The sequence below is a fragment of the Ruegeria sp. CDSB022 genome (assembly GCF_059611145.1).
On sequence record NZ_JBXWOZ010000001.1, the window covers coordinates 1,040,534 to 1,065,473 of the forward strand.

A 24,940-nucleotide genomic window follows, 5' to 3' on the forward strand; every position below is an offset into this window, starting at 1 on the left:
ATCAAATTCTGGGATCTCTCAGAGACTGCAAGCGACGGGCCGCGTCTGTGGCAAATTTCTGGATCATCTTCTTCCGCCGGGCCGGAGCTATCTTGTCCTCTGGTGCCATACGCACGATCTCGGCGTCATAAGCATCGGCAATGATCAACCCGGTCTCGGCAGGCAACAGCTCGGTCGGAAACTCCGTATCCACTGCCCAGAAGAATCGATCACACCACTCCAAATAGCCCTGCCATTTGGAATCCGACTGGAAATCAGCGCGGCTTGATTTACATTCGATCACCCAAAGCTCACCCTTAGGACCCAGCCCCATCACATCAACCCGCAGTCCGCGTATAGGCACGAATTCCTCAACGGATACAAAGCCATGCGCCGTCAGGTGACGGGCGACGCCACGTGCAAGTCTTTGTCCGGGTTGCAGGTCCAATGTCATATCCCAAATGTGAACAATTAGTGAACAAATGTAAAGTGAGCCCATACGGCTTGACTTAGTACCATTTGGTATTGCATTAATGTGAAACCAAATGGTATCTCTTTAGGTTGCATATGGAAAACCAAACTCAAAACGCGTTCCGCGCTCTGGCTGACCCTACCCGCAGGGACATTGTGCAGATGTTAGCACTGCAGGACATGACGATCGCTCAGTTGACTGATCGCTTCGACATGACCCGCGCGGCGGTCAAGAAACACCTAACCGTGCTGTCGGATGGCGGCCTGATTGCCGTCGAAGCCCGTGGCCGGGAACGCATAAACCGACTTGAACCAAAAGGCATGGCCCCTGTTCTGGATTGGCTCAGCTACTTTGATCAATTCTGGGATGAACGCCTTAACTCTCTTAAAGAAGCTGTTGAAAGGAAATCAAAATGACTGATGCCGTTCTAAGGAAATCCATCTTCCTGAGGGCCGAGCCCGAGACCGTCTGGGCCTATCTGACCGAACCCGACCGGTTGGCGGAATGGTTTCACAAACCCGAACGCCCCCTGGCGCAAGGACAAAAACTGGAGATGTTCGGAACGACCAGTGGCGACCTTCTGATCTGGGGAGAAGTCCGCGAAGCGCGCCCGCCGTCATACCTGGAGTATTCGTTTACGGTTAAGCCAATGGGCGACGCAGTCAGCATCGTGAAATGGACGCTGGAACCGGTTGCGGGCGGTACACGCCTGGACCTGCTGCACGAAGGTCTGCCGCAAGGTGCCGATGCCTTTGGCCTGATCCTGGCGCTGGACAATGGCTGGGACGAGCATTTTGGCAAGATGCGCGCGTCCTTGCACGAAACTGTTGACGCCTGACCCCTTGTGCGAACCCGCCGGACGCCCTACTTAGGCCCGTGGCGGGTTCTGCCCTTCTTGTGACTGGTAGCATTCTGGTGGCCTTAAGCAATTCCGAGGGGGCTGGCTCTGTTCAGGTCCTGGCCTGATTACCTGGCGCCCACCTGTACATACAGGTCCTCGGGAATCAAACCGCACGGTTGACTGGTGGTCCCGCCACACTCGATCCAAACTCCGGCAGGAAATAGCCAGATTTACGAGCTCTGGGTTCTGACCTGCGGACCAGATCGCGCTAATCATACCTGGAGCAGACAGGCATCAAGAAATGCTTTTACGGGTTCGGGTTGCCGAATGGCACGGGGCTGCACAATCACAACATTGAAATACCCGATATCCTGTGCCAGCGGACGCGCGACGACCGCATCGCCTTCTATCGTTCGTCTCGCCTCTGGCGGAAAACCAACCAGCGTGAACCCAAGCCCTTTGCCAACATAGGCATGCACCAACTCTCGTGATTGCGAGATCAGTGGCACTTCTGGATCAAGCCCAGCGGCCTGCAACAGGTCAAGATAGCTTGGACCCGGACCGGAACGCGACACTGCAATGTAGGGCATGCCTGTCAGCTGCTCAAGCTGTACGCTGTCGGCATGCACCAATGGGTGCGAGGCCGGAAGTAAAACCAGAGGCGCCAGTTCTTTAAGTACTTCAACGTGATGACGTCGGGGTTCAAACCCTTGATCAAACACCACAAGCGCGTCCAACTCGCCGGCATCCAGCGCAGCAACGAGGTTCGGGAAATCATCCTCAACAACCTCGATGCGGATACCGGGATGGCTTTGGCGAAAAGCCAGAACAGCTGGTAGAATGATCTTCTGCGCAATCGCATAATGCGTCCCGATAACAATAGAACCTGTTTTACCCTCAGCCATCACAGCGGCCCGATTGCCGAGCGCGCCTGCTTGCATCAGCAACGCGTCGGAATCCGTCAAAAAGGCTGCGCCAACGCGGGTCAACCTCATCCCGCGTGCAGGAAAGCGATCAAACAACGTCAAACCAGTGACATCTTCGAGTTTGTCGATTGCCGATGAAATAGCGGCGGCCGAAACATTCAGGTTCCTGGCTGCCTGCGCGATACCGCCACATCGCGCCGTCTCGGCGAAGAACGACAACTGGCGCAAAGTGAAACGTATCATCAATAAAATCTTCTTTTTACAAATTTTAAATCAGTTTTTTCGACCTTTAGCAATGCGCTACCCTGCGTTTGAAATTCAGGGAGAAAGCAGATGGACATCAGACCACTTACCGGCGGTGTGGGCGCAGAGATCATCGGCGCCGATATCCGAGACGGCAGCCAGTTCGACGCCATTCATACGGCCTTTGCTCAGCACTCTGTCATCGTACTCAGAGCGCAGGATGTCGGCCCGGATGAGCATCTGGCGTTTGCCCAACGCTTTGGCGCGATCAACATCAACCGCTTCTTCAGGCCGGTCGATGGGCATCCAGAAATCGCTATGGTGCTGAAGGAAAAGGATCAGAAAGAGGCCATCGGAGAGGGCTGGCATACCGATCATTCCTACGACCAAATCCCGGCGATGGGGTCTATCCTGCATGCTTTGGAAACCCCGCCCTTTGGAGGCGACACACTGTTCGTCTCGATGGGTGCAGCTTATGAGGCGCTGTCACCTACCATGCGGAGCTTTCTGGATGGGCTCTGGGCGGTTCATTCGTCTCGGCACGTTTTTGGAACAAGCTCACAGGACAGTGAAGCGGCGCAAAGTGGTCGGCTAAGCAATGCACAGGCAGCCACCCAAGACGCGCGACATCCTGTGATCATAAAACACCCCCTCAGCGGGCGGCGCGGTATTTATGTGAATCCAGTGTTCACAACCCAAATCGAAGGCCTGAGCGCCGATGAATCAGCAGCCATCCTTGCAATGCTATATGACCATTGCCAGCAACCCGAGTTCCAATGCCGCATTCGTTGGCAAACAGGCGACATGACCATCTGGGACAATCGGGCCACATGGCACAAAGCGGTCAATGACTATCATGGATTTCGACGATTGATGCACAGGGTTACCGTGGAGGGTGTCGCCTTGTCTGCCGAATGACCCGAACCCTGTCAGAGAAAAGACACAACGCAGTCAGACTAAAACTGACGCCCTGACCTACCAATTACGGCGGGCAAGCTCTGCGTCCACCTCAACCGGCGTGTCACGTGTCTTAACGCCCTGTACGTGCCTCTTGTTTGATCAGGGCAGGCTTTAGCCTGACAGAAACCGGCGTTCCACCGCGCGGACCGCCGGGTTTTTCTGCCATGCTCATAATGGCATAGGCAAACTGTACACCGGCAAAGACGATCCCGTTCATGAACCAGATCATCGCCAGAGCAACCAGACCGATATCAGAACCAGTAATCAGATGACGCAGGTTGGCGACGTTCAGGGCCAGAAGCACCCCGACAAAAATTGCCGAGATGGCAAAGCCCCAGGCCACTTGCGTGATATACAAACGGATCAGTTTGGGCATGGCGGACCTCATTGCGCTATAATATTCAGTTTAACGCATATTTGATCCGTGTAAACGCGTCAGAACGCCTCGGGCTTGGCCTCGTGCGCCATGTGATCCAGCACTGCGTTGACAAATTTGGTCTCTTTACCTTCGGGGAAGAAGGCCCGCGCCACATCGACGAATTCAGTGATGACCACCTTGGGCGGTGTGTCGTTCTGTGTCAGCTCTGCTCCGGCGGCCCGGAAGGCCGCACGCAGGGTCGGGTCGATCCGGGCAATCGGCCATTTGGCAACCAAAGCACGATCGGTCATCTGATCGATCGGCGCCTGATAATTGACCGCATCTTCAACCAGCTTGCGGAACAGGCGAATATCGCCGTCCAGCATTTCCTCGCCCTCATAGACGGCGCCAAAGCGGTGATCCAGAAACTCGGTCACAACCTGATCGGTTGTCTGACCCGATTGCTCCATCTGGAACAGCGCCTGCACGGCATAGAGCCGAGCGGCGGATTTCATCAGGCGTTTCTGGTTGGCCGGTTTTGGCGCGTCTGTCTTGGTCATGCTGTCGTGGATCCGTTGCTGTCGCCCGCCACAAGGATGGACTCGGACGGCGGCTTGAACCCGACGCCCTTTTTGGAAGAGCCCCACTTACGGCTGAGCGCGATCAGATGCAAGGCCGCAGCGGCAGCCCCGCCCCCTTTATTCATTTTTTCCGGATTGGCGCGCACTTCGGCCTGATCGTCATTCTCGACTGTCAGGATACCGTTGCCGATGCACAGCCCCTGCAGACCCATCAGTTGGATGGCACGGCTGGAGTCGTTGCAGACGGTTTCGTAATGCGTGGTCTCTCCGCGAATGACACAGCCCAGCGCGACATAGCCGTCAAAATTGCACTGACGGTCCGCCATGGCGATAGCCGTCGGGATTTCCAAGGCGCCGGGCACTTCGACCACATCACAGGTGCCGCCTGCCCCTTCGATCTCGGCCTTTGCGCCAGCCACCAGATTGTCAGCGATGGCGCGATAGAACGGGGCCACAACGATCAACAGCTTGACGGGTTTGTCGAAACTCGGTGTCGGCAACACGCCGTGTTTGTCTTGTTCAGCCACAATCAGTCCTCCCTGAGGATAGAACGGGTCCCGACAATGGACAGGCCAAAAGCGTCGAGCCCGAGATAAACGGTTTCCGGCGAGTCGGTCAGCAGCACAAGTTCCTGGATCCCCATCTTGGACAGGATCTGCGCCCCCAGACCGGTTTGTTTGATGGTGCGCGGGCCCTCATCTTCAGCCGCATAGAGCGAGTTGCGCGGTTGGCGGAACAGACAGACTACGCCGCGCCCTTCATCCGCAATCTTTTCCATCGCGCGCGGCAGCTCACGTGAGGATTTCGGGCCAAGACCCAGAATGTCGGGCGCCTCGTGCAGCGCATGGGTCCGGGTCAAAACCGGCTCGGGCGTGGTGATGTCACCCTTGACCATCACGACATGTTCGATGCCATGGGTCTGATCGGTGAAAATCCGCATTTCCCAGTCGCCGCCATATTCGGATGTGACGGTTTCCCGAGATGTCTCAACCACCAGATTGTCATTGCGCGACCGGTAGGCGATCAAGTCGCTGATCGTGCCGATCTTCAACCCGTGTTCCTTGGCGAATTCGACCAGGTCAGGCAGCCGCGCCATGGTTCCGTCAGGGTTCATGATCTCGCAGATCACGCCCGACGGGTTCAGCCCGGCCAGGCGTGAGATATCAACGGCGGCCTCGGTATGGCCCGCGCGCACCAGCACCCCGCCCCGCTTGGCCCGCAAGGGGAAGACGTGACCCGGCGTGGCGATATGGACCATCGTGTTTTGCTCGTTGATCGCAGTCGCCACGGTCAGCGCCCGGTCACCAGCGGAAATGCCAGTCGACACTCCCTCGCGCGCTTCAATCGACACGGTGAACGCGGTCTCATGACGTGACGAGTTGTTCACCGCCATCATCGGCAGACCCAACGTGTCAATCCGTTCCGCCGTCATCGGCAGGCAGATCAGGCCACGACCATGGGTGGCCATGAAATTAATTGCCTCAGCATCAGCGAACTCGGCGGCAATCACCAGATCGCCCTCATTCTCGCGATCTTCGTGATCAACCAGGATATACATCCGGCCTCTGCGCGCCTCGTCGATGATCTCTTTGATCGGGCTGATTGCCGCGCGCAGCTGGGCCTCGACCGGTCCGGGAGTTTCAAAGCTCATGGGGCAGCCTTTCACATGCCAAGTTTGACCGGGTGGATAGACCACCGCGCGGTCAAAGACCAGACCGCATGCGGCACCGTTCCGGTCAGACGCGACGTTGAATTGTGGACTAGGACATTTCAGCGAGGCGCGCGACATAGCGAGCCAGCGTGTCGATCTCAAGATTGACCCGGTCGCCGATGCCGACATCCCCCCAGGTCGTCACCTCTTTGGTGTGCGGAATGAAGTTGATACCAAAATCGCACCCGTCCACATCGTTTACGGTCAAAGAAGTACCGTTCAGCGCAACTGATCCCTTGGGCGCAATGAAGCGAGCCAGATCTTTGGGTGCGCGCAAGGTTACCCGCGTGCTGTCGCCCTCGTCCAGAACGGCGACCACTTCTGCGACGCCATCAACATGACCAGACACGATATGACCGCCCAACTCATCTCCGACCTTCAGCGCGCGTTCCAGATTGACGCGTTTGCCGACGGTCCAGCGATCCAGGTTTGTTTTCGAAACGGTTTCCGCGCTGATTTGCACATCATACCAGTCTTCGCCCAGTGCGATGACTGTCAGGCAAACGCCGTCGCTGGCAATGGATGCACCAATATCAATCCCCGGGGTATTGTAGGCGGTTTTGATCCGCGCCCGCAGATCGCCTTGCTGCTCCAGTTCGGTGATGGTGCCGATATCTGTGACGATCCCCGTAAACATTGCGTTAACCCTCTGTTTCTAACCTGATGCCAGCGCTCACCGTCGAGGTAAGCGTAAGCGCGCCTACGGGCAAGCCCCAGGTTGCCGCAAATACGACAAACAGGCATAATTCCTCATCTAACGACAAGAGCAGCAGAAATGTTACCACTCAACGGCGCTGCGCAAAAACGCGTATTTCTTTTCCTGCAAGGACCGCACGGGCCGTTTTTTGGCGCGCTTGGTAAGATCCTGCGCGCAGCGGGTTCCGAGGTGTGGCGCGTGGGTTTCAACGCCGGGGATCAGGCTTTCTGGTCTGATAAGGCCAGCTTTATTCCCTATGCTGGCAAACCCGAAAACTGGCCGGCAAAATTTGTTGACCTGGTTGTCGGCCGCGAGGTGACAGACATTGTCCTGTATGGCGATACGCGTCCAATCCACGCCCAAGCCATCCGCATCGCCCGCGCCCACGGGATCACTGTTCATGTTTTCGAAGAAGGGTATCTGAGGCCCTGGTGGGTCACCTACGAACGCACAGGTACGAATGGCAATTCGCATCTGATGAATCTGGAAGTTACCCAGATGCAGCGAGCGCTGGAGCGTACTGATGCGCCGATGCCGCCCCCTCCGACGCATTGGGGTGATATGCGACAGCATATTTTCTATGGCGCGCTGTATCATTGGTTTGTTCTGTTCCTGAACGGCAAGTATCGCAATTTTCGAACCCACCGTGACCTACCGGTTTCGAAAGAGTTCAGGCTGTATTTCAAACGGCTGGCAATGATGCCGTTCCACAGAATCCGGAGGCGAATGGCGACGGAGCGGGTCCGGCGGGGCGGGTTTCCCTATCACTTGGCATTGCTGCAACTGGGACATGACAGTTCGGTTCAGTCACACTCGGACTTTGACTGCATGTCCGAGTTTCTTGAGCAGGTACTGCACGGTTTTGCAAATGGCGCACCAACGCACCATCATCTGGTCATCAAAGAACACCCGCTGGAAAATCATCGGGAACCATTGCGCCAGGTGGCACGCAAACTGGCCAAAACACTGGGTATCGCTGATCGGGTCCATTATGTACCCGGGGGCAAACTGGCCACATTGCTCAACGAAGCGAGCTCGGCCGTGACGATCAATTCAACTGCGGGTCAGCAGGTATTGTGGCGCGGCATTCCTCTGCGCGCCTTTGGCAAATCGGTCTATGACAAGCCCGAATTCGTTTCCAGCCAACCGATCACTGATTTCTTTTCCAATCCAGATATCCCCGATACCGAAGCCTATCAAAGCTATAGGCGTTTTCTGCTTGAAACCAGTCAAGTCCCCGGCGGGTTTTATTCACGCCGTGGGCGGCGACAGTTGCTTAGGCGCGCCGTGGATATGATGCTAAGGGCGAAAGATCCCTACCAATCCGTGCTGACCGACAAAGAGGCGCGGACGCCACAGTTGAGGATCGTTGAGTAAATCACCCCTCTTGATGCTGGCGATTGCAGTTGGAAACAAGTACGCTGCTGGAAACAAAAGACCAAAACCAAGACGTTCGAGGATATTCGGCAGTGCAGCGCTTTCCAATCCGATGGGGACGGGGTGTAACCCTTGTGGCCGTTCTTGGCCTGCTGGCCGCGTGCCAACTACCTAAAACTGGCCCAAACAAATCCGAAATCCTTGCCGGTTCGACCACGAAAGGTGGAAACGCCTATGTTGTTGAGGTTGACGACCGGGTGGCGCAGGTCACGTCCGCAGTGCCTCAATACGGGTTCTCGCAAACCTTCCGTAGCGCTCAGAACCTGACCGCCGACACGGTTCGTCCGGGTGATGTACTGGGCCTGACAATCTGGGAAAACGTGGATGACGGGCTGTTATCCGGAGAGACCGGTGCCTCAACATCCCTGGAAGAGGTACAGGTCGACAGCGAGGGCTTCATCTTTGTTCCCTATGCCGGGCGCCTGCGCGCAGCCGGAAACACGCCGGAACAGCTTCGCATGTTGATCACGGAAAAGCTCCAGGACCAGACCCCTGATCCTCAGGTCGAAGTGCGCCGTATCGCCGGGGACGGATCAACCGTCTCACTATCGGGCACCCTGTCCGCACCCGGGATCTATCCGATCGAACGACCAACCCGCACACTGGCCGGAATGCTGACACGGGCTGGCGGCGTGATCGAAGGGTCCGATATCGCCCTGGTGACACTGATCCGAGGCAATCAAAAAGGGACGGTCTGGTACAATGACTTGTTCCGCAACCCGGAATTTGACGTTGCCCTGCGGGGTGGCGACCGCATTCTAGTCGAAGCCGACAACCGGTCCTATGTCGCCTTGGGGGCGACGGGCGGTCAGTCGCGCGTGGCATTCGACAGTCAGGATCTGTCCGCGCTGGAAGCGCTGGCACAGGTTGGTGGCTTACAGCCCCTGTCTTCGGACCCGACCGGTATTTTCGTTCTACGAAAGGAACGGCAGGACATTGTCCGGTCAGTCATGGGAAAACCGGACCTGCAGGGAGAGCAGCGCATGATCTACGTGCTGAACCTGACAGCTCCCAATGGCCTTTTCATCGCCCGTGACTTTGTCATCCGCGATGATGACACAATTTACGTCACCGAAGCACCTTACGCGCAATGGAGCAAATCCATCTCGTTGATCGCCGGTGGCCTGACCCCGCTTGCCAATGTCACGACTCTGACAGGCGGATGATGCCCTCCGTTCCACAAGGAACGTATGCCAAGGCCGAACGCAGTCGTCTTTTGGTCTATAATGGCGGATTTCTGACAGCCGCGCGCGTGCGGAGAATTCTGTCACTGACCGGATATGATATCGGCATCGGCACGCCCAAAGGGTCGGATCTGGTGGGTATCTGGGGCAATAGCCCGACGGCACATCGTGGACTGCGAATAGCGACCAAATACAATGCTCCGATCTTGCGCGTAGAGGATGCATTCCTGCGATCTCTGCACTCAGGACGCAGTGGCGAGGCTCCGCTGGGTCTGCTGCTTGATCGCAGCGGTGTGCATTTTGATCCAACACAGCCTTCGGATCTGGAAACACTTCTTGCGACCGACCCGTTGGATAATACGGCCCTGCTGAACCGGGCACGTGGCGGGATGGCGCGGCTGCGCGAACTGCATCTGAGTAAGTATTCCGCCTATGATCCCGCGACCCCTGCGCCGGACCCAGGGTATGTCCTGGTTGTCGATCAAGCACGCGACGATGCTTCTGTAAGGGCAAGCGGCGGCGATGAGGCCCGGTTCCGCGAGATGCTGGTTATGGCGCAAGAGGAGAACCCCGGCGCGACCGTTCTGATCAAAACCCACCCCGACACGATCGCAGGGCACCGGCCCGGATATTACTCTGCCGATGATCTGACCGACCGCGTATCCTTTCAGCACAGCGCCATCAGCCCCTGGACCTTGTTAGAGGGTGCTGTGGGCGTCTACACCCTGTCCTCGCAACTTGGGTTCGAGGCCATATTGGCCGGTCACAAACCCCGCGTCTTCGGCCAACCGTTTTACGCCGGATGGGGTCTTACCCAAGACGAAGCCCATTTCCCAAGACGCCAACGAAACCTGACGCGCGCGCAACTCTTCGCCGCCACCATGGTTCTTTATCCCAAGTGGTACGATCCCTATCGGGATCAGCTGTGCGAATTCGAATCCGTGCTGGACACGCTTGAAGGTCTGACCCGCGCCTGGCGACAAGATCACAAGGGCTGGACGGCATCCGGGATGCGGCTTTGGAAACGCAGGCACCTGCAGCACATGTTTGGGCGCGAGAAAAAGGTAAAATTCACACCTGACGTTCCCGAAAACCCAGATCGTCCCCACATGGTTTGGGCGCGGCACGGCCGTGATATGGAAAACGTCACACGGGTCGAGGATGGCTTTGTTCGGTCCCGTGGGTTGGGGGCCAGCCTTGTGCCGCCTCTGTCGCTGTCGCTGGATGACCTTGGGATCTATTACGACCCGACCAAACCCAGCAGGCTGGAAGAGATGATCGCCAAGCGGGAGACCCTGCGGCCGGATCAGGAATTGCGGGCCGAGCGGTTGGTGACACAGATTATCGCCGGAGCGGTCAGCAAATATAACACCGGCGGCCCGGTTCCGGACTTGCAAAAAGGTCACCGCATTCTGGTGCCCGGACAGGTCGAGGACGATGCCTCGATCCTGTTTGGAACCAGCACCGTTCGCACCAATACCGAACTTCTGCGCACCGCCCGCGAGATGAACCCGACCGCCGTTCTGATCTATAAACCGCATCCCGATGTCGAAGCTGGCCTGCGTGAAGGTGAGGCCGAAGCTGAGGGGCTAGCAGACCTGATCGTCAAGAACACCGATCCCGCCGCATTGTTGGGTGAGGTTCAGGAGGTCTGGACCATGACCTCTCTGCTAGGGTTCGAGGCGCTGATGCGCGGATTGCCGGTCACAACGCTCGGCGCACCCTTTTATGCTGGTTGGGGTTTGACGCAGGATTTGGGGTCCGTCCCCGCCCGTCGTGGTGCACGGCCCTCCCTGCTGGGATTGATCCATGCCGCACTGATCGATTACCCGAGGTATCTGGACCCTGTCACCGGCATGCCCTGCCCTCCGGAAGTGGTATTGGAAAGGCTGACAGACGGCTACCAGAGCCGATCTGGCCCCGGCCTTAGACTGCTCTCGAAACTACAGGGCGTTTTCGCAACACAGGCGCATCTCTGGCGCCGTTAGCGCAATGCCCGCGCCCAGCGATGCATCACGTCTTGACCGATGATGCGGGTCTCCAGCAGTTCAAACCGTGGGGCCTCATCCAGACGATCCATACCAAGCCCCCCGATGGCAGGCAAACCTTCGGCACCAATCGCAAGCCCGGCACTGAAGCCGATCAACTCATCAACCAGTTCATCCGCCAAAAGCGACGCGGCAAGGGACGATCCGCCCTCGCAAAAGACGCGGGTCAAACCCTCCTGCCCCAACTGCAGCAACAGGTCAGCGGCATCGATGTGATGATCGCGTAACGCGCAGGGGATAAGCCTTGCGCCCAGTCCTTCCCACGCTTTTGCACGTTCGGCATCCGGTGACGGACCATGGCACAACCACACCGGAACTTTCGAGGCGGTGCGTGCCAGTTGACCCATCAACGGGATATCCAGATGGCGCGAAACGACGACGCGCACAGGCTGACGTTCAATCCCAAGATCCCGAACTGTCAGAGAGGGGTCGTCTACACGCGCTGTACCCGCCCCAACCATAACGGCATCATGCGTTGCCCGCATGGCATGAACAGCCCGCCGCGAGGTCTGACCCGTAATCCACTGACTATGGCCGCTTTCGGTCGCAATGCGCCCGTCAAAACTGCTGGCCAGTTTAAGCGTGACAAATGGCCGGCCCTGTTCGGTCTTTAGAAAGAAACCGGCGTGGTCGCGGGCCGCCTGATCCGCAAGAACACCGGTTGTCACGTCAATCCCAGCGTCGCGCAGCATGGCAAAGCCCTGCCCGGCAACACGCGGATCACTGTCTTCGATGGCTGAAACAACACGCGCCACACCGGCCTCAATCAAGGCCTGAGCGCAAGGCGGGGTCTGTCCGTGATGGGCGCAGGGTTCAAGCGAGACATAAGCAGTCGCGCCACGCGCCTGCGATCCCGCCTGTCTTAACGCTTCGGTTTCTGCATGTGGCCGACCGCCAGGTTGCGTCCAACCACGCCCAACAATCCGCCCGTCCTGTACGAGTACGCAGCCAACGGATGGGTTGGGCCAGCACGTCCCCTGTCCGCGCCGCCCCAAGTCAAGGGCCAGCGCCATATATCGCTTATCTGTTTCGCTCACTCGTCCGTCGAAGGCTGCGGCGGGCGCAGTTCGTGGACAAACTCCTCGAAATCATCGGCCGCCTGGAAATTCTTATACACGCTTGCAAACCGAACATAGGCAACGGTGTCGATCCGCGCCAGAGCTTCCATAACAATTTCACCGATCTTGCTGGACGGAATGTCGGTATCGCCCATGCTTTCCAGCCGTCGCACAATACCCGAGATCATCTGATCGATACGTTCCGGATCAATCGGGCGTTTCTGCATCGAGATACGGATCGAACGTTCCAGCTTGTCGCGATCGAAATCCTCGCGTTTTCCATTGGTTTTGATCACAACCAGATCGCGTAACTGAACGCGTTCATAGGTGGTGAACCGTCCGCCGCAAGCCGGGCAGAAACGGCGCCTGCGGATCGCGACATGATCCTCTGCCGGGCGTGAATCTTTGACCTGAGTGTCGATATTTCCGCAAAACGGGCAGCGCATCCGCCGTCTCCTCGTCTCTTGTTCCGCCTCTTTTAGTAAGCGCTGTGGCCCACTTATCCACAACTATAGGGCAGCCTCTAGGATTTGGGTAGTCGGAAATTTTTACCGCTAAATAAAGGGGTCACGCGAAATGCGCAGCGACGCGTCGGTTGTGTGATTGGGTCCGGTGTTCAAACAGATAAACGCCCTGCCATGTCCCCAGCATGGGCACCCCTGCGGCGACAGGAATGCCCAAGGACACAGGCAGCAACGCAGCTTTGATATGTGCTGGCATATCGTCTGGCCCCTCATAGGTGTGGCTTAAATACGCCATCGACGGATCATCCGCCGGTGGGACCAGACGTTCGAAAAAGGCCTGCAAATCTGTCCGCACCTCGGGGTCCGCATTTTCCTGAATGGCCAGAGAACACGAGGTATGGCGTACAAACAGGGTCAACAATCCGTCGTAACCGCTTGGGGCAAGCCAGTCTCGTATATCCGAGGTGAACTCATACAGCCCCGGCCCCTGCGTTGAAATGATAAACTCGGTCTGCAAAACGCGAGTCTTACCTTCTTCAGTCAAAAATTGGCTGCCGGAAACACAGGCCATTCGCGTTCTGGACGGACCTGCTCTGCCCCGGCTGGAAACCAATGGAAACAAAGCTTGTGCTCTGCTCGACATTTGCTGGAGGGGTCAACGAGAATTGGACCGCCGTGCGGCGACCGGTGGCTTCGCTTGGGCCATATCCACGCACAACATAGATATTCTGCTGCCACCCTGCCCCCAAGCTGCGACGAGCAAAATCTGCAGCAGCGCACCAATAGCCATCCACATCCCTGCGCGCGCGCGGGATCACCTCAAACACTTTGTCGTTTACTGCAACAGTCTGAAAACCGTTTGGTGCTGCTGTCACCGCCCCCGGTTCAAACAACGTGGCGGCGGCCAGAACCGCAGATGTGATCACTTTTTTCATAATGCTACTCTCTCATGTTTCTTGATAAATATTAAAGTAGATTGCAGGCGGCCATGGCAAAGCCACCTCACGTTCAATTCAGGCATTGTTCCTATTTACGTGAACCGGCATCAGCCAGCCCCGATATCGGATCAGTTGACCCAACATCGGCATTTCTGCCGAAACATCGAACCGAAACCGGCCTTGATCATCCTGCCATTCCACCGTCGCCGAACGCGGTAAAAGAAAGTTTGGGCATGGCACCCCCAATAGAGTGAGGCGCAGGATGTTCAAATGCAGCTTTTGACCTCGAACCTGTGGGCGCATCCAGATGGTCAGCCCTCCGATCCTCTCTTTCACGCACCGCCTGTCTGCGTCGTAGACCAGATGAGACAGCGTCTCATGCCCGCCAAAATCCCTGAACCATTCCCATTCCTGGCCATTGAGTTTGGTTCGAATGCGGACCGTCTGAGTATCTGCACCGGGGGGAAACCCATCCAACCACAATGACAAAGAGGTCAACCACCCGGTTCCTCTTTGGATGCTGCATAGTCCTGTAAACTCTGCCGTTTCACTGTGGAATTTTCGGACCGCATCCGGCACCTCAGAATTGGCTGGAAGGGCCTGCAGAAATGGGTCCGGCCTCACGCATACCCTCCGGGGAAGAACTGCGCTTTCATGGATGAATCCGGAACCAGGCACGTTTCGAACCGTCCAAAGAATGCAAATCGGTGGCGCGCGATGAAATGATAAAGCGGATCCTTCAAAAACCGCGGAAGAAATCGACAGGCCGACAGAACAGGCCACAAAGCGGGTAAGCTGCGCATTGCAGCAGCAAAAGCATCCAAGCGCTGATGCACAACACCGTCAACGATCACAAGATTGGTTTCAAACTCGTCGGTGGGCAGGCCGAGTTGCCGGTAAAGGCTTTGTCCTATGGGGGACTGGGCAATTACAAACTTGAACCGCTTCTTTGTGTCGGCCCACAGCATGAACCTGAAAAATCGAGAACACAGCACGCATTCTCCATCAAAAACGATGAGGTTCTGCTCGGTTCCCACATCTGAGATCGCCCGGTCTTGCATTGGATACCAGATCAATTTCGCCACAACCGGACCGTGCCATTGAAGGGTAAAATCCGCAATGCGACACGTAGGTTTTCAGATGAAACGTGCCGGGGAGCTACCGATCGCTAGTCTGAGACGACCGGAGCTCTACCCTCATCCCAATAAGGTGCTGACCCGACAACACGAGGTAACTATGCCTTTGCGTTGCTATATCCTTGCTGAAAAGTGCCAGAAACTTGTGAAAACCTGCCAGATGGGTTTGCCTGCACTCGTACAAACTGGGTTCAAATTTTTCGCGAAAGCATTAAGAATTGGATATGGAGCTTGATATTGCCAGAATTCAACACTTGACCCGAACGGTAGATGAGCGTTCGGGCGGCCCAGAGTTGGCAGACCAGCTTTTGGAACGCAGCGGTCTAAGCCGAGCGGCAATCGCTCCCCCCACTACAGTCTACAGTGCGCAAACTGAGGCGATGTTCATCAGATATGCCTGCGACGCTATGCGCGACATAACTTTTGCCGCCTATGCGGGTTCAAAAGTCAGTTCGGCCTCTAGCATTACGGCCTATATCAGCAAGTACTCTCGTGACCTCCGACAGGTGTTTGAAAACACAACCCGCTTCTCTCGCATCATAGATCCCACAATCACCTTCAGTCTGCGCCATGCCGGGAATTTTGTGTCCTTCGAGGCGGACTGGGAAGACGCAAGTTTTGCCCGGTATCACAGACGCACAGAGTTTTTGATGTTTGGGACACTGGCGCGAATGCGGAACCTGACGCAGTCAGACTTCCACCCCATAGCAATTCGCTTTCAACACGAGGTTGGAGAGAAAAGAAATCTATTTCAAAAGCTTGCAGGATTTTCGGTAGAGTTTGGAGCAGAAAACCTAGAGATTGTTCTGTCGCCTTCATCTCTGGATCTTCCCGTGCCCACATATGACCCGATGCTTCGAGAGCATCTGATTGAGTACGGGGAACGCGTTCTGGCAGAGCGGGCCTCGCCTAAGCAAAAATTGCGGGCGCAGGTCGAGGGTCTGATTACACGTTCGATGCCGGGAAATTTTCCGCAAGCCGATGACATAGCCGCCAATCTCGGCATGAGCCCGCGAACATTTGCGCGTCGGCTAAAGGATGAAGGGTCAAGCTATCGAGAGATCGCAGACGATCTGCGCTGTGATCTGGCCCAAACTTTCATCACCAACGGGATGCAGCTATCTGAAATTGCATTCTCACTTGGCTACGCAGACCAACCCGCCTTTTCCACCGCTTTCAAACGGTGGACGGGTCGCGCGCCCAGCGCTTTCCGCAGCCGCCTGGACCCGTGATCGTAGCTTTGAGGTAGCCGGGGGTCGTCAGCCTTGCAGCCTCGCCCCGGCCCGTCCCATGAGTGGACATTGCGGATATAGGAAGACGCGCAGCGGGCTTCTTGTGAGTTCTCGCCAAATTGATGTTTCTACAAGCCACCGTGAACAGTGGTTTCAAACGAAAAAGGCGCCTCGGTCGAGGCGCCTTTCTGGATTACTGATCCAGGAACGACCGCAACTTTCGCGACCTGCTGGGGTGTTTCAGTTTTCGCAGCGCCTTCGCCTCGATCTGACGGATACGTTCGCGGGTCACGCTGAACTGTTGGCCGACCTCTTCCAGAGTGTGGTCGGTGTTCATACCGATGCCAAACCGCATCCGCAGAACCCGTTCTTCCCGCGGGGTAAGTGAGGCCAGAACACGCGTGGTCGTTTCCTTGAGGTTTTCCTGAATAGCACTGTCCAACGGCAGCACAGCATTCTTGTCCTCGATGAAATCGCCAAGCTGGCTGTCTTCTTCGTCGCCAATCGGCGTTTCCAGGCTGATCGGTTCCTTGGCGATCTTCATCACCTTGCGGACCTTCTCCAGCGGCATCTGCAGCTTTTCGGCCAGTTCTTCCGGCGTCGGCTCGCGGCCGATTTCATGCAGCATCTGACGACCGGTCCGAACCAACTTGTTGATCGTCTCGATCATATGGACCGGGATACGGATCGTGCGTGCCTGATCCGCGATGGACCGGGTGATCGCCTGACGGATCCACCAGGTGGCATAGGTCGAGAACTTATACCCGCGGCGGTATTCGAACTTGTCTACGGCCTTCATCAGGCCAATGTTACCTTCCTGAATAAGATCAAGGAATTGCAGACCACGGTTCGTGTATTTTTTGGCGATCGAGATCACCAGACGCAGGTTGGCTTCGACCATTTCTTTCTTGGCCTGGCGCGCCTCTTTCTCGCCTTTCTGGACCTGCTGTACGATGCGGCGGAATTCGCTGATGTCCAGGCCAACATATTGCCCGACCTGAGCCATATCGTTGCGCAGTTCCTCGACCTTGGAGGTCGAGCGTTCGATGAACATCTGCCAGCCCCGGCCCGGCTTTTCAGCCATCTCAGCCAGCCAGTTCGGGTCCAGTTCACGCCCACGATAGGCGTCAACAAATTCGCGACGGTTGATGCGGGCCTGATCCGCCAGCTTCACCATCGAGCTGTCCAGCGACATGATCCGACGATTGATGCCATAGAGCTGGTCGATCAAAGCATCGATCCGGTTGTTGTGCAGATGAAGGCCGTTCACCAGTTCGACAATCTCGGCGCGCAGCTTCTGATAGGTCGCTTCGTCCGTGTCGCTGAATGTGCCGTCTTCGTTCAGGGTTGCCGAAATCCGGCTGTCCTGCATTTCGCTCAGCATCGCAAAATCAGTCGAAATACGCTCGAGCGTCGTCAGAACCTGATCTTTCAGAGCAGCTTCCATAGCAGCGAGCGACATGTTCGCCTGCTCGTCTTCGTCATCGTCATCATCGGTCGCAATCGGGTTGCCATCGGCATCCAGCTCGGGGCCTTCTTCCTTGGCGGGCTTTGCGGCCTGCACGGTCGAAGTGTCGACGACCGGCTCTTCAACATCGCCGTCTTCGTCCATCTGATTGCCGAAAGTGGCCTCCAGATCAATGACGTCGCGCAGCAGAATGTCTTCGGACAGCAATTCATCATGCCAGATCGTAATCGCCTGGAAGGTCAGCGGGCTTTCACAAAGCCCCAGGATCATCGTATTGCGACCAGCCTCGATCCGCTTGGCGATAGCAATCTCGCCCTCACGGCTGAGCAGTTCGACCGAACCCATTTCGCGCAGATACATGCGCACCGGGTCATCGGTACGATCAAGCTTTTCGGTGGCGGCACCGGCCAGCGTGACCTCACGGTTGCTTTCCGTTGTGATCAGGTCGGTCGAGCCTTTATTCTCTTCCTCTTCCGCCTCTTCATCTTCGATGATGTTGATCCCCATCTCGGACAGCATCGACATAACGTCTTCGATCTGTTCCGAGCTGACCTGATCAGGCGGCAGGACCTGATTGAGCTGGTCGTAGGTGATGTAACCTTTCTCGCGGGCCTCGGCGATCATCTTCTTGACCTGAGTCTGGCTCATGTCCAGCGAGATTTCCTGTTCCTGCTCGTCGGATTTGCTGTCTTCGTTTGTATCCTTGGCGGCCATTCAATGCTCCTGCAGGGATGGGTGATTCGATTGAACCGAATCATTAGCGCGTTGAAGTGATTCGGCCACCCGTTTACCTGTTTTTCTTTTCCAGTGCCTTACGAAAACACCACATTACCGGCGTTTTCGCTCGAAATTGATACCTGACATGATTGCCTTAAACGCATCCTTCTCGTCGCGGTTGATTCGCGCACCATTGTCAGCGATGTCGAAAACGGCCCTGTCTTCATTCTGGCTTCGGCTTGTTCTGTTGCGCTCTTCGGCAGCTTGCGCCAAGCGATAGGTCAACGCTTCATCGTCCAGGTCAGACAGCTCCTCTGCGGCTTCGGCAATCTCTGCGTCCAGACCCCTGAGAGCTTTGATTTTGGCGAGTTCCTCGGCCAACGTCATTTCGGCCTTTTCAACGTCGCCCGGTTTATTCACGCAGGGGATTACTGCGACATGGCGAAGGGCCAGCAGGTTTTCAAGGGCGTGATGTCCCAAAGTTTCCGCAATATGTTGTTTGAGGTTCTCAGGATCATCTATCGCGTGCCGCAGAATGGCATCGCGCAGGCCCGCGTGATCTTGGTCACGGCACCCCATTTCTTCCAGTTGGTGTTCAAACTGCACCACGACTTGGGGGTTCAATGCGGCGATGGCCAGAATGGCGGCTTCGCGCATCTGGATATCGGCATTGTCGGATGATGCCAGGAATGACGCCCGCGCGCCCGGTGTGGCCGGTTGCGGCTGGGGCTTCCATTTCCCGCGTGTTTGCCAGGTGCGGTTTTGTGGCTGCCTTTGAGGGCGAAACAGCTGCCAGCGCAGGTCTTTGATCTCTTGCCCGTAATGCGACCGGATCGACGCGTCACGGATCAGCTTGATCTTGTCGCGCAAGACCTTGTCCAAAGCTGCTTTGCGTTCGGGGCTGTCGAACACCTTGCCTTCGGTTTCGCGCTGCCAGAGCAGCCTGACCATCGGCATTGCCCCTTCCAACACCGCCTGCACGGCTGCCGGTCCTTCCGCCCGCAATAGGTCGTCAGGGTCTTTGCCCTCGGGCATCAGCGCAAAGCGCAAGGACTTTCCTGCCTCAAGCAGCGGCAGGGCCAGATCGACCGCCCGCATCGCAGCACGCAAACCCGCCGTGTCGCCATCCAGCGCAATGATCGGCTCGTCCGAGATACGCCACAGCAGTTGCAACTGATGCTCGGTGATTGCGGTGCCCAATGGGGCCACCGATGCGCCAAAACCGGCCTCGGCAAGCGCGATCACATCCATATATCCTTCGGCCACGATCAATGGCTGCCCTTTGCCGGCAGCCTGCCGCGCGGGGCCTTGGTTATAGAGGCTGCGTCCCTTGTCGAACAGTTCGGTTTCGGGCGAGTTCAGATATTTCGCATTGTCATTGGGGTCCATCGCCCGGCCACCGAACGCAATGCAACGCCCGCGCGGATCCCGGATCGGATACATGATCCGGTTCCGAAACGTGTCATAGGGCTTTTTACCTTTGTTCGAGGGTTTCGCCAGACCCGCACCAAGGATCAGATCTTCGGCAACGTTCTTGCCGCGTAGGTGATCCCAAAGCGCCTGCCAACCGTCGGGCGCAAAGCCGATTTCCCACCGATCCAGCGCCCGCTCTTTCAAGCCGCGCCGCGCCAGATAATCGCGCGCCTCCCCACCTGCCCCTGTTTTCAGTTGCAACCGGAAGAACTGCACCGCCTGTTCCATCACCTCGGCCAGTTGCGTGCGACGATCCTGTTTCTCTTGCGCCTTGGGGTCACGTTCTGGCATCGGCATCCCGGCTTCACGCGCGAGAATTTCGACCGCTTCGATGAACGAGACATTCTCGGTCTCTTTCACGAAGCTGATCGCATCCCCTTTGGCATGGCAGCCAAAGCAGTAATAGAATCCCTTTTGGTCATCGACGTGGAACGATGCTGTCTTCTCGTGATGGAACGGGCACGGAGCCCACATGTCGCCCTTGCCCTGATTGGACTTGCGCGCGTCCCACATGACTTTGCGCCCGACGACCTGAGACAAGCTCAGCCGGGTGCGCAACTCATCCAGAAAACCGGGTGGTAATGACATGGGTTAAACCTGACAGAAACAGCAACGCGCGCCAAGGGGAAGGCGCGCGTTTGTCCGCAAAGAAATCGCAAGGTTTTGGATTACTGCTGCAGGCACAGCTCCATCCACGTGGCGCCGAGATCCTTTTTGCGCACATCGCGCATCTTCTGCTCATAGACCCAAGGGGTGATCAGCGGGATCGCGGCATTATAGTTCGCGGGCCAGGTCGGACCTGTATCGGCCACGGCTTGCGGCACGTCGCGCTCTTTCACGCGGTCAAGTCGCGCCTGCTGGATCGCCGCCACGACATCCGCCTGATGCTGACAGCTTTGTTCTTTTGTTTCCTGAGCAGCCAGAGGTGTGGCCAGTAAAATAGCCGCGACGGCAATACGCAACATGGTGGTCTCCGGGATTCGTTCTCGTCGCTGAAGTCTACTGCCGGGCGCGGATGCGCGCCATCGTCGAATTGCATCTTGCGCAGCCCTGTTGCGCCTTGGTCCTGCGGGCGAGGGATCAGATGCCAACCGCCCGCAGAGAGTATTGTCAAAGCCCCTTAGCGCGGTAGCTTTTCGAGACACGGTCAATGGCCACGATGTAGGCCGCGGTCCTCAGATCCTCGACATCGTCGCGACTGTGCCAGACTTCACGCATCGACTGGTAAGCAATCCGCATGGTGTCATCGAGCCCCGAACGAACCAGCTCAAGCTCATCCGCACCTTTCAGGTATTTCGCCTTGAAGTTCGGAGACATGGACCAGGCATCGCCCAGATAGCGGTCCAGCCGTTCCAGTTCACTGACGATCAGCTCGTGCCGCGACTCTTCCTGGCGACGCTGCATGCGGCCAAACCGGATATGGCTTAGGTTCTTAACCCATTCGAAATACGAAACGGTCACACCGCCAGCATTTGCGTACATATCAGGAATGATCACGACGCCCCTATCGCGCAGAACTTCGTCTGCACCAGCTGTCACTGGGCCGTTTGCAGCTTCGATGATCAACGGGGCCTTGATGCGATCGGCATTATCAAGGTTGATCACACCTTCCAGCGCCGCCGGGATCAGGATGTCGCACTCTTCTTCCAGCACGGCCCCTCCCTCGGCGGAATGGGTGGCGTCGGGATAATCGCTGACGCCGCCATGCTTGACAATCCATTGGCGAACCGACTCGACGTCGATCCCGTCGGGATTATACAGCGCTCCGTCCCATTCAATGATGCCCACGATACGAGAGCCGTCTTCCTCGCTCAGGAACTTGGCAGCGTGGTAGCCCACATTCCCCAAGCCCTGAACAATAATGCGCTTGCCGTCCAACTTGCCCGACAGCCCTGCCTTTTGAATGTCTTCAGGATGGCGGAAAAACTCGCGCAGCGCATATTGAATGCCGCGGCCCGTGGCCTCGACCCGTCCGGCAATACCGCCAGCATTCAGCGGCTTGCCTGTCACACAGGCGCGCGCGTTGATGTCAGTTGTATTCATCCGGGCGTATTGGTCCGCCATCCACGCCATTTCACGCTCACCCGTCCCCATATCCGGGGCTGGCACGTTCTGTGACGGGTTAATCAGGTCGCGCTTGGCCAACTCATAGGCGAACCGGCGGGTGATCTGTTCAAGCTCATGCTCTTCGTATTGGCGCGGGTCTATACACAAGCCGCCCTTTGATCCGCCAAATGGCGTTTCGACAAGGGCGCACTTATAGGTCATCAGCGCCGCCAGCGCTTCGACTTCGTCCTGGTTCACCGCCAAAGCATAGCGAATGCCGCCTTTCACCGGCTCCATATGTTCGGAATGTACCGACCTATACCCGGTGAACGTGTGTATGTCACCGCGCAGCCGGACGCCGAAGCGTACAGTGTAGGTGGCGTTGCAGACCCTTATCTTTTCTTCAAGGCCCGGAGGCAGATCCATCAGGGACGCTGCCCTGTTAAACATAAGATCTACACTCTCTCGAAAGCTGGGTTCTTTTGTGGCCGTCATTTAAACCTCCGTGCCGGCGAACGACTTGCGTTCTGACGTTTTGTCGCACCCCTTTGCTAAACGATCAATGTTTAAGCAGAAATAAAATCTCAAGTTACGGGGAAATATTCGAACTCTGGCTGAGTCGCCAAACCCAGACATTATCCGCCGAATTGTTCACGCATCGAATACAGCCCCGCGCAACGGTCCGGAATTATCCCTCAATTTCCCTCAAACCAGCCAAAACTGGGCCCTTTTCGCCCAATTCCCGCCACGTTTCGCAGTTAATTTCCATACGTTAACTTTTCCTTAGCAGCTTTGGATGTCTGCTCAGCGAGGTCTGCAAGATGAAAATGCCCAAGTTTCTACGCGAAAGCAAAAGCGGCGCTAAATCCGCGCTAAGCGCGCGCCGGTTCGCAAAAAGCGAAGACGGTACATTCACAATCTTTGTATTGTTGGGTTTCCTGGTGATCATCGCCTCGACTGGGGCTGGCGTTGACCTAATGAATTTCGAACGCGACCGCGCCAATCTGCAATCGACATTGGACCGCGCCGTTCTTGCGGCCGCTGACCTTGATCAGAAAAAGCCCGCACGCGAAATTGTCGATGCCTATTTCGAGAAGGCCGGGCTGGGCGGCAAAATCACTTCTGTCGTGGTGGAAGAAGGCTTTGGATCACGTAAAGTATCAGCCACCGCCGAGGCGACCATCAAAACCCACTTTATGCATTTCTCTGGCGTCAACAGCTTGACCGCTAACGCGGCCAGCACGGCCGTCGAAAGCATTGGAGCTGTTGAAATTTCGCTGGTTCTCGACATCTCTGGCTCAATGAACAACTATTCGAGTTCTGGCGGGAAGAGCAAAATTGCGCTTCTGCAGGATGCGGCCACAGAATTTGTCACGCTGATGCTGGATTCAGATGATCCGAACCGCACGGGCATTTCGATCTCGATCGTGCCTTACGCAACTCAGGTCAACGCGGGTGAACCCATCCTGAGCAAATTCACCAACGTTACAGCAGAGCACAACTACTCCCATTGTGTGAACTTTATCCCTGAACAGTATAGCGACGCGGACCTAGAGCGTGATGACAGGCTGGAACGCACCGCGCATTTTGACCCCTTCACCTATTCCGAAGGCTCGATCAGAACACCGGTTTGCCCGGTCCGCGATGGCAGTGCGATTACGCCTGTTACCGATAATCTGGAGGCATTGACCAAACAGATCAAGGCGTTGACTGCAACCGGGAATACCTCGATAGATGTCGGCATGAAATGGGGCGTGGCCTTCCTGGACCCAAGCGTTCGTGGCATTGTGAGCGACCTGGCTGACGACAACATCGTTCCAAATCACTTCCGGACCCGCCCGTCAGACTATAACTCGGACATCTTGAAAATTGTAATCGTAATGACCGACGGTCAGAACACGGACCAGTATATGCTGAACCCGTCCCTTCGGGAGGGCTTGTCGGATGTCTGGTACAATGCTGAGGCCTCCGAATACACAGTCTACCATTCGCAGGGTCAGCCTAACTTTTTCTGGCCACAGCAGAACACATGGGCGGACCATCCGTTCGGCAATCCTGATCCAGAGACACCAGCCAACGAAGAATTGGGTACGGCTGTTCGCCTGACCTATCCAGAACTCTTCAACCGTGTGTCTTTGGCCTGGAATGCAAGATATAACTATTACTGGCAGTCAAGTGCATGGGCCGAGTGGTACTCGAAAGCGTATGCCAAAGTTGAAACTTCGGCCAAGAACCAGCGCACCAAGCATATCTGTGACGCAGCCAAAGATGAGGGCGTCATTGTCTATGGCATCGCCTTCGAAGCACCCAGAGCCGGGTACAAAACCATCAAGGACTGTGCCAGCTCGGACAGCCATGTATACAATGTGAACGGTCTGGACCTGGAAGACGCATTTGCTTCTATCGCGTCGTCGATCAGAAAACTGCGGTTGACCCAATGATCGGAGCCCTTGTTTCAAAGCTGCGAAGCCTGAGACGCAGGGAAGATGGGGCGGTCACCGTCGAGTTTGTGATCATCTTCCCGGCATTCATGTTCTTCATCCTGAGTGCGATGGAATATTCGGTGGTCACCTTGCAGCAGGCGATGTTAGAGCGGGCTGTGGACCAGACAGTTCGCGACATTCGCCTCGGCACGGGCACCAACCCAACGCATGATCAGATAAAAAGTACGATCTGTGATCGCGTCGTAGTGATCAAACGCTGTACCACCAACTTGCAGCTGGAGATGCTGCAACAAAGCGCGTTTGTCGGGTTGAACCTTCCGCCTGTCCCGGATTGCACTGACAATTCTGAAGAAGTGAACCCAGTTCGCGCTTTCGAAAATGGCCTTTCGAACGAGTTGATGATCCTTCGGGCCTGCGCAAAGGTCGATCCGATTTTCCCTACATCGGCGATGGGGCGTATTTTGTCGGATGAATCAGGCCAGATCGAACTTACCGCGACGACTGCCTTCGTACAGGAGCCTCTGTAA

26 protein-coding genes are annotated in these 24,940 nt (G+C 56.5%); 9 read left to right on the forward strand and 17 right to left on the reverse strand.

The genetic code is table 11. The annotated features are described in order from the left end of the window. Window position 1: 1 nt before the first annotated feature. Window positions 2–433: an MmcB family DNA repair protein gene (locus AC2FIZ_RS05220; protein WP_281972321.1), complete on the reverse strand. Its 432-nt coding sequence runs from the start codon at window positions 431–433 to the stop codon at window positions 2–4. 113 nt (window positions 434–546) lie between these two features. On the opposite strand from AC2FIZ_RS05220, the gene AC2FIZ_RS05225 reads away from it, so the two are divergent. Next, window positions 547–867 (forward strand): ArsR/SmtB family transcription factor, encoded by a 321-nt coding sequence (locus tag AC2FIZ_RS05225; RefSeq protein ID WP_271946295.1) that lies wholly within the window; start codon window positions 547–549, stop codon window positions 865–867. Further along, window positions 864–1,289 carry an SRPBCC family protein gene (locus tag AC2FIZ_RS05230; RefSeq protein WP_496790683.1) on the forward strand — a complete coding sequence of 142 codons (426 nt, stop codon included), beginning with the start codon at window positions 864–866 and terminating at the stop codon, window positions 1,287–1,289. The genes AC2FIZ_RS05225 and AC2FIZ_RS05230 overlap by 4 nt, the downstream gene beginning before the upstream one ends. 275 nt (window positions 1,290–1,564) lie before the next feature. Here AC2FIZ_RS05230 and AC2FIZ_RS05235 read toward each other — a convergent pair whose 3' ends face one another. Next, a complete protein-coding gene (locus tag AC2FIZ_RS05235) occupies window positions 1,565–2,461 on the reverse strand; it encodes a LysR family transcriptional regulator (RefSeq protein ID WP_496693323.1) in 897 nt (298 codons plus the stop codon). A gap of 90 nt (window positions 2,462–2,551) precedes the next feature. On the opposite strand from AC2FIZ_RS05235, the gene AC2FIZ_RS05240 reads away from it, so the two are divergent. After that, window positions 2,552–3,379 (forward strand): TauD/TfdA dioxygenase family protein, encoded by an 828-nt coding sequence (locus AC2FIZ_RS05240; RefSeq protein ID WP_496678226.1) that lies wholly within the window; start codon window positions 2,552–2,554, stop codon window positions 3,377–3,379. A 112-nt stretch (window positions 3,380–3,491) separates the two neighbouring features. On the opposite strand, the gene AC2FIZ_RS05245 is transcribed toward AC2FIZ_RS05240, so the two are convergent. From AC2FIZ_RS05245 to AC2FIZ_RS05265, 5 genes are all read right to left on the reverse strand, one after another. Further along, a complete protein-coding gene (locus AC2FIZ_RS05245) occupies window positions 3,492–3,797 on the reverse strand; it encodes a hypothetical protein (RefSeq protein ID WP_142634632.1) in 306 nt (101 codons plus the stop codon). Between the two features lie 59 nt (window positions 3,798–3,856). Next, window positions 3,857–4,339, reverse strand: a complete 483-nt coding sequence (gene nusB, locus AC2FIZ_RS05250; RefSeq protein WP_142634634.1) for a transcription antitermination factor NusB — start codon at window positions 4,337–4,339, stop codon at window positions 3,857–3,859. Then, window positions 4,336–4,887 (reverse strand): 6,7-dimethyl-8-ribityllumazine synthase, encoded by a 552-nt coding sequence (locus AC2FIZ_RS05255; RefSeq protein WP_281972326.1) that lies wholly within the window; start codon window positions 4,885–4,887, stop codon window positions 4,336–4,338. The genes nusB and AC2FIZ_RS05255 overlap by 4 nt, the downstream gene beginning before the upstream one ends. 2 nt (window positions 4,888–4,889) lie before the next feature. Then, window positions 4,890–6,011 carry a 3,4-dihydroxy-2-butanone-4-phosphate synthase gene (ribB, locus tag AC2FIZ_RS05260; RefSeq protein WP_281972327.1) on the reverse strand — a complete coding sequence of 374 codons (1,122 nt, stop codon included), beginning with the start codon at window positions 6,009–6,011 and terminating at the stop codon, window positions 4,890–4,892. A gap of 109 nt (window positions 6,012–6,120) precedes the next feature. Further along, entirely contained in the window at window positions 6,121–6,708 is a 588-nt protein-coding gene (locus AC2FIZ_RS05265; protein WP_142634640.1) for a riboflavin synthase, read from the reverse strand. A 138-nt stretch (window positions 6,709–6,846) separates the two neighbouring features. Here AC2FIZ_RS05265 and AC2FIZ_RS05270 point away from each other — a divergent pair, with 138 nt between their 5' ends. The 3 genes from AC2FIZ_RS05270 to AC2FIZ_RS05280 all read left to right on the forward strand — a co-directional run bounded on the left by AC2FIZ_RS05270 (window position 6,847) and on the right by AC2FIZ_RS05280 (window position 11,377). Further along, window positions 6,847–8,145, forward strand: coding sequence for a capsule polysaccharide biogenesis protein (locus AC2FIZ_RS05270; protein WP_281972328.1), 1,299 nt, complete (start codon window positions 6,847–6,849; stop codon window positions 8,143–8,145). Window positions 8,146–8,237: 92 nt separating this feature from the next. Then, window positions 8,238–9,371: a polysaccharide biosynthesis/export family protein gene (locus AC2FIZ_RS05275; RefSeq protein ID WP_496704911.1), complete on the forward strand. Its 1,134-nt coding sequence runs from the start codon at window positions 8,238–8,240 to the stop codon at window positions 9,369–9,371. Beyond that, a complete protein-coding gene (locus AC2FIZ_RS05280) occupies window positions 9,371–11,377 on the forward strand; it encodes a capsule polysaccharide biogenesis protein (RefSeq protein WP_496790684.1) in 2,007 nt (668 codons plus the stop codon). The genes AC2FIZ_RS05275 and AC2FIZ_RS05280 overlap by 1 nt, the downstream gene beginning before the upstream one ends. Here AC2FIZ_RS05280 and ribD read toward each other — a convergent pair. From ribD to AC2FIZ_RS05310, 6 genes are all read right to left on the reverse strand, one after another. Continuing rightward, the gene (gene ribD / locus AC2FIZ_RS05285; RefSeq protein WP_281972331.1) at window positions 11,374–12,474 is read right to left on the reverse strand and encodes a bifunctional diaminohydroxyphosphoribosylaminopyrimidine deaminase/5-amino-6-(5-phosphoribosylamino)uracil reductase RibD; all 1,101 of its coding nucleotides are present in this window, start codon (window positions 12,472–12,474) and stop codon (window positions 11,374–11,376) included. The genes AC2FIZ_RS05280 and ribD overlap by 4 nt on opposite strands. Then, complete coding sequence (gene nrdR, locus AC2FIZ_RS05290; protein WP_142634651.1) at window positions 12,471–12,941, reverse strand: transcriptional regulator NrdR; 471 nt, start codon at window positions 12,939–12,941, stop codon at window positions 12,471–12,473. The genes ribD and nrdR overlap by 4 nt, the downstream gene beginning before the upstream one ends. Window positions 12,942–13,062: 121 nt before the next feature. Next, on the reverse strand, window positions 13,063–13,476 hold the full coding sequence (locus tag AC2FIZ_RS05295; RefSeq protein ID WP_281972406.1) for a secondary thiamine-phosphate synthase enzyme YjbQ: 414 nt from the start codon (window positions 13,474–13,476) through the stop codon (window positions 13,063–13,065). Between the two features lie 19 nt (window positions 13,477–13,495). Next, window positions 13,496–13,894: a hypothetical protein gene (locus tag AC2FIZ_RS05300; RefSeq protein ID WP_142634653.1), complete on the reverse strand. Its 399-nt coding sequence runs from the start codon at window positions 13,892–13,894 to the stop codon at window positions 13,496–13,498. Window positions 13,895–13,972: 78 nt separating this feature from the next. Further along, window positions 13,973–14,575, reverse strand: coding sequence for a DUF4166 domain-containing protein (locus tag AC2FIZ_RS05305; RefSeq protein WP_496790685.1), 603 nt, complete (start codon window positions 14,573–14,575; stop codon window positions 13,973–13,975). Continuing rightward, window positions 14,518–14,958, reverse strand: coding sequence for a thiol-disulfide oxidoreductase DCC family protein (locus AC2FIZ_RS05310; protein WP_282021544.1), 441 nt, complete (start codon window positions 14,956–14,958; stop codon window positions 14,518–14,520). Before AC2FIZ_RS05310 ends, AC2FIZ_RS05305 begins: the two co-directional genes overlap by 58 nt. A gap of 329 nt (window positions 14,959–15,287) precedes the next feature. Here AC2FIZ_RS05310 and AC2FIZ_RS05315 point away from each other — a divergent pair, with 329 nt between their 5' ends. Further along, window positions 15,288–16,265, forward strand: coding sequence for a helix-turn-helix domain-containing protein (locus tag AC2FIZ_RS05315; RefSeq protein WP_281994815.1), 978 nt, complete (start codon window positions 15,288–15,290; stop codon window positions 16,263–16,265). A gap of 193 nt (window positions 16,266–16,458) precedes the next feature. Here AC2FIZ_RS05315 and rpoD read toward each other — a convergent pair whose 3' ends face one another. From rpoD to AC2FIZ_RS05335, 4 genes are all read right to left on the reverse strand, one after another. After that, window positions 16,459–18,447 (reverse strand): RNA polymerase sigma factor RpoD, encoded by a 1,989-nt coding sequence (gene rpoD / locus AC2FIZ_RS05320; protein WP_271946269.1) that lies wholly within the window; start codon window positions 18,445–18,447, stop codon window positions 16,459–16,461. 114 nt (window positions 18,448–18,561) lie between these two features. Further along, the gene (dnaG, locus tag AC2FIZ_RS05325) at window positions 18,562–20,511 is read right to left on the reverse strand and encodes a DNA primase (protein WP_496790687.1); all 1,950 of its coding nucleotides are present in this window, start codon (window positions 20,509–20,511) and stop codon (window positions 18,562–18,564) included. A gap of 80 nt (window positions 20,512–20,591) precedes the next feature. Then, entirely contained in the window at window positions 20,592–20,888 is a 297-nt protein-coding gene (locus tag AC2FIZ_RS05330) for a hypothetical protein (RefSeq protein WP_142634663.1), read from the reverse strand. A 145-nt stretch (window positions 20,889–21,033) separates the two neighbouring features. After that, window positions 21,034–22,464, reverse strand: a complete 1,431-nt coding sequence (locus AC2FIZ_RS05335) for a Glu/Leu/Phe/Val family dehydrogenase (RefSeq protein WP_271946263.1) — start codon at window positions 22,462–22,464, stop codon at window positions 21,034–21,036. 332 nt (window positions 22,465–22,796) lie between these two features. Between AC2FIZ_RS05335 and AC2FIZ_RS05340 the strand changes: the two genes are divergently transcribed. Next, the gene (locus AC2FIZ_RS05340; protein ID WP_281994817.1) at window positions 22,797–24,410 is read left to right on the forward strand and encodes a TadE/TadG family type IV pilus assembly protein; all 1,614 of its coding nucleotides are present in this window, start codon (window positions 22,797–22,799) and stop codon (window positions 24,408–24,410) included. Next, window positions 24,407–24,940 (forward strand): TadE/TadG family type IV pilus assembly protein, encoded by a 534-nt coding sequence (locus AC2FIZ_RS05345; RefSeq protein ID WP_142634669.1) that lies wholly within the window; start codon window positions 24,407–24,409, stop codon window positions 24,938–24,940. Before AC2FIZ_RS05340 ends, AC2FIZ_RS05345 begins: the two co-directional genes overlap by 4 nt.

Coding starts and splice junctions, on each gene's coding strand:
- AC2FIZ_RS05220 (WP_281972321.1), bottom strand. CDS start 433: ATGACATTGGACCTGCAACCCGGACAAAGACTTGCACGTGGCGTCGCC.
- AC2FIZ_RS05225 (WP_271946295.1), top strand. CDS start 547: ATGGAAAACCAAACTCAAAACGCGTTCCGCGCTCTGGCTGACCCTACC.
- AC2FIZ_RS05230 (WP_496790683.1), top strand. CDS start 864: ATGACTGATGCCGTTCTAAGGAAATCCATCTTCCTGAGGGCCGAGCCC.
- AC2FIZ_RS05235 (WP_496693323.1), bottom strand. CDS start 2,461: ATGATACGTTTCACTTTGCGCCAGTTGTCGTTCTTCGCCGAGACGGCG.
- AC2FIZ_RS05240 (WP_496678226.1), top strand. CDS start 2,552: ATGGACATCAGACCACTTACCGGCGGTGTGGGCGCAGAGATCATCGGC.
- AC2FIZ_RS05245 (WP_142634632.1), bottom strand. CDS start 3,797: ATGCCCAAACTGATCCGTTTGTATATCACGCAAGTGGCCTGGGGCTTT.
- nusB (WP_142634634.1), bottom strand. CDS start 4,339: ATGACCAAGACAGACGCGCCAAAACCGGCCAACCAGAAACGCCTGATG.
- ribB (WP_281972327.1), bottom strand. CDS start 6,011: ATGAGCTTTGAAACTCCCGGACCGGTCGAGGCCCAGCTGCGCGCGGCA.
- AC2FIZ_RS05265 (WP_142634640.1), bottom strand. CDS start 6,708: ATGTTTACGGGGATCGTCACAGATATCGGCACCATCACCGAACTGGAG.
- AC2FIZ_RS05270 (WP_281972328.1), top strand. CDS start 6,847: ATGTTACCACTCAACGGCGCTGCGCAAAAACGCGTATTTCTTTTCCTG.
- AC2FIZ_RS05280 (WP_496790684.1), top strand. CDS start 9,371: ATGCCCTCCGTTCCACAAGGAACGTATGCCAAGGCCGAACGCAGTCGT.
- nrdR (WP_142634651.1), bottom strand. CDS start 12,941: ATGCGCTGCCCGTTTTGCGGAAATATCGACACTCAGGTCAAAGATTCA.
- AC2FIZ_RS05300 (WP_142634653.1), bottom strand. CDS start 13,894: ATGAAAAAAGTGATCACATCTGCGGTTCTGGCCGCCGCCACGTTGTTT.
- AC2FIZ_RS05310 (WP_282021544.1), bottom strand. CDS start 14,958: ATGCAAGACCGGGCGATCTCAGATGTGGGAACCGAGCAGAACCTCATC.
- rpoD (WP_271946269.1), bottom strand. CDS start 18,447: ATGGCCGCCAAGGATACAAACGAAGACAGCAAATCCGACGAGCAGGAA.
- dnaG (WP_496790687.1), bottom strand. CDS start 20,511: ATGTCATTACCACCCGGTTTTCTGGATGAGTTGCGCACCCGGCTGAGC.
- AC2FIZ_RS05330 (WP_142634663.1), bottom strand. CDS start 20,888: ATGTTGCGTATTGCCGTCGCGGCTATTTTACTGGCCACACCTCTGGCT.
- AC2FIZ_RS05335 (WP_271946263.1), bottom strand. CDS start 22,464: ATGACGGCCACAAAAGAACCCAGCTTTCGAGAGAGTGTAGATCTTATG.
- AC2FIZ_RS05340 (WP_281994817.1), top strand. CDS start 22,797: ATGCCCAAGTTTCTACGCGAAAGCAAAAGCGGCGCTAAATCCGCGCTA.
- AC2FIZ_RS05345 (WP_142634669.1), top strand. CDS start 24,407: ATGATCGGAGCCCTTGTTTCAAAGCTGCGAAGCCTGAGACGCAGGGAA.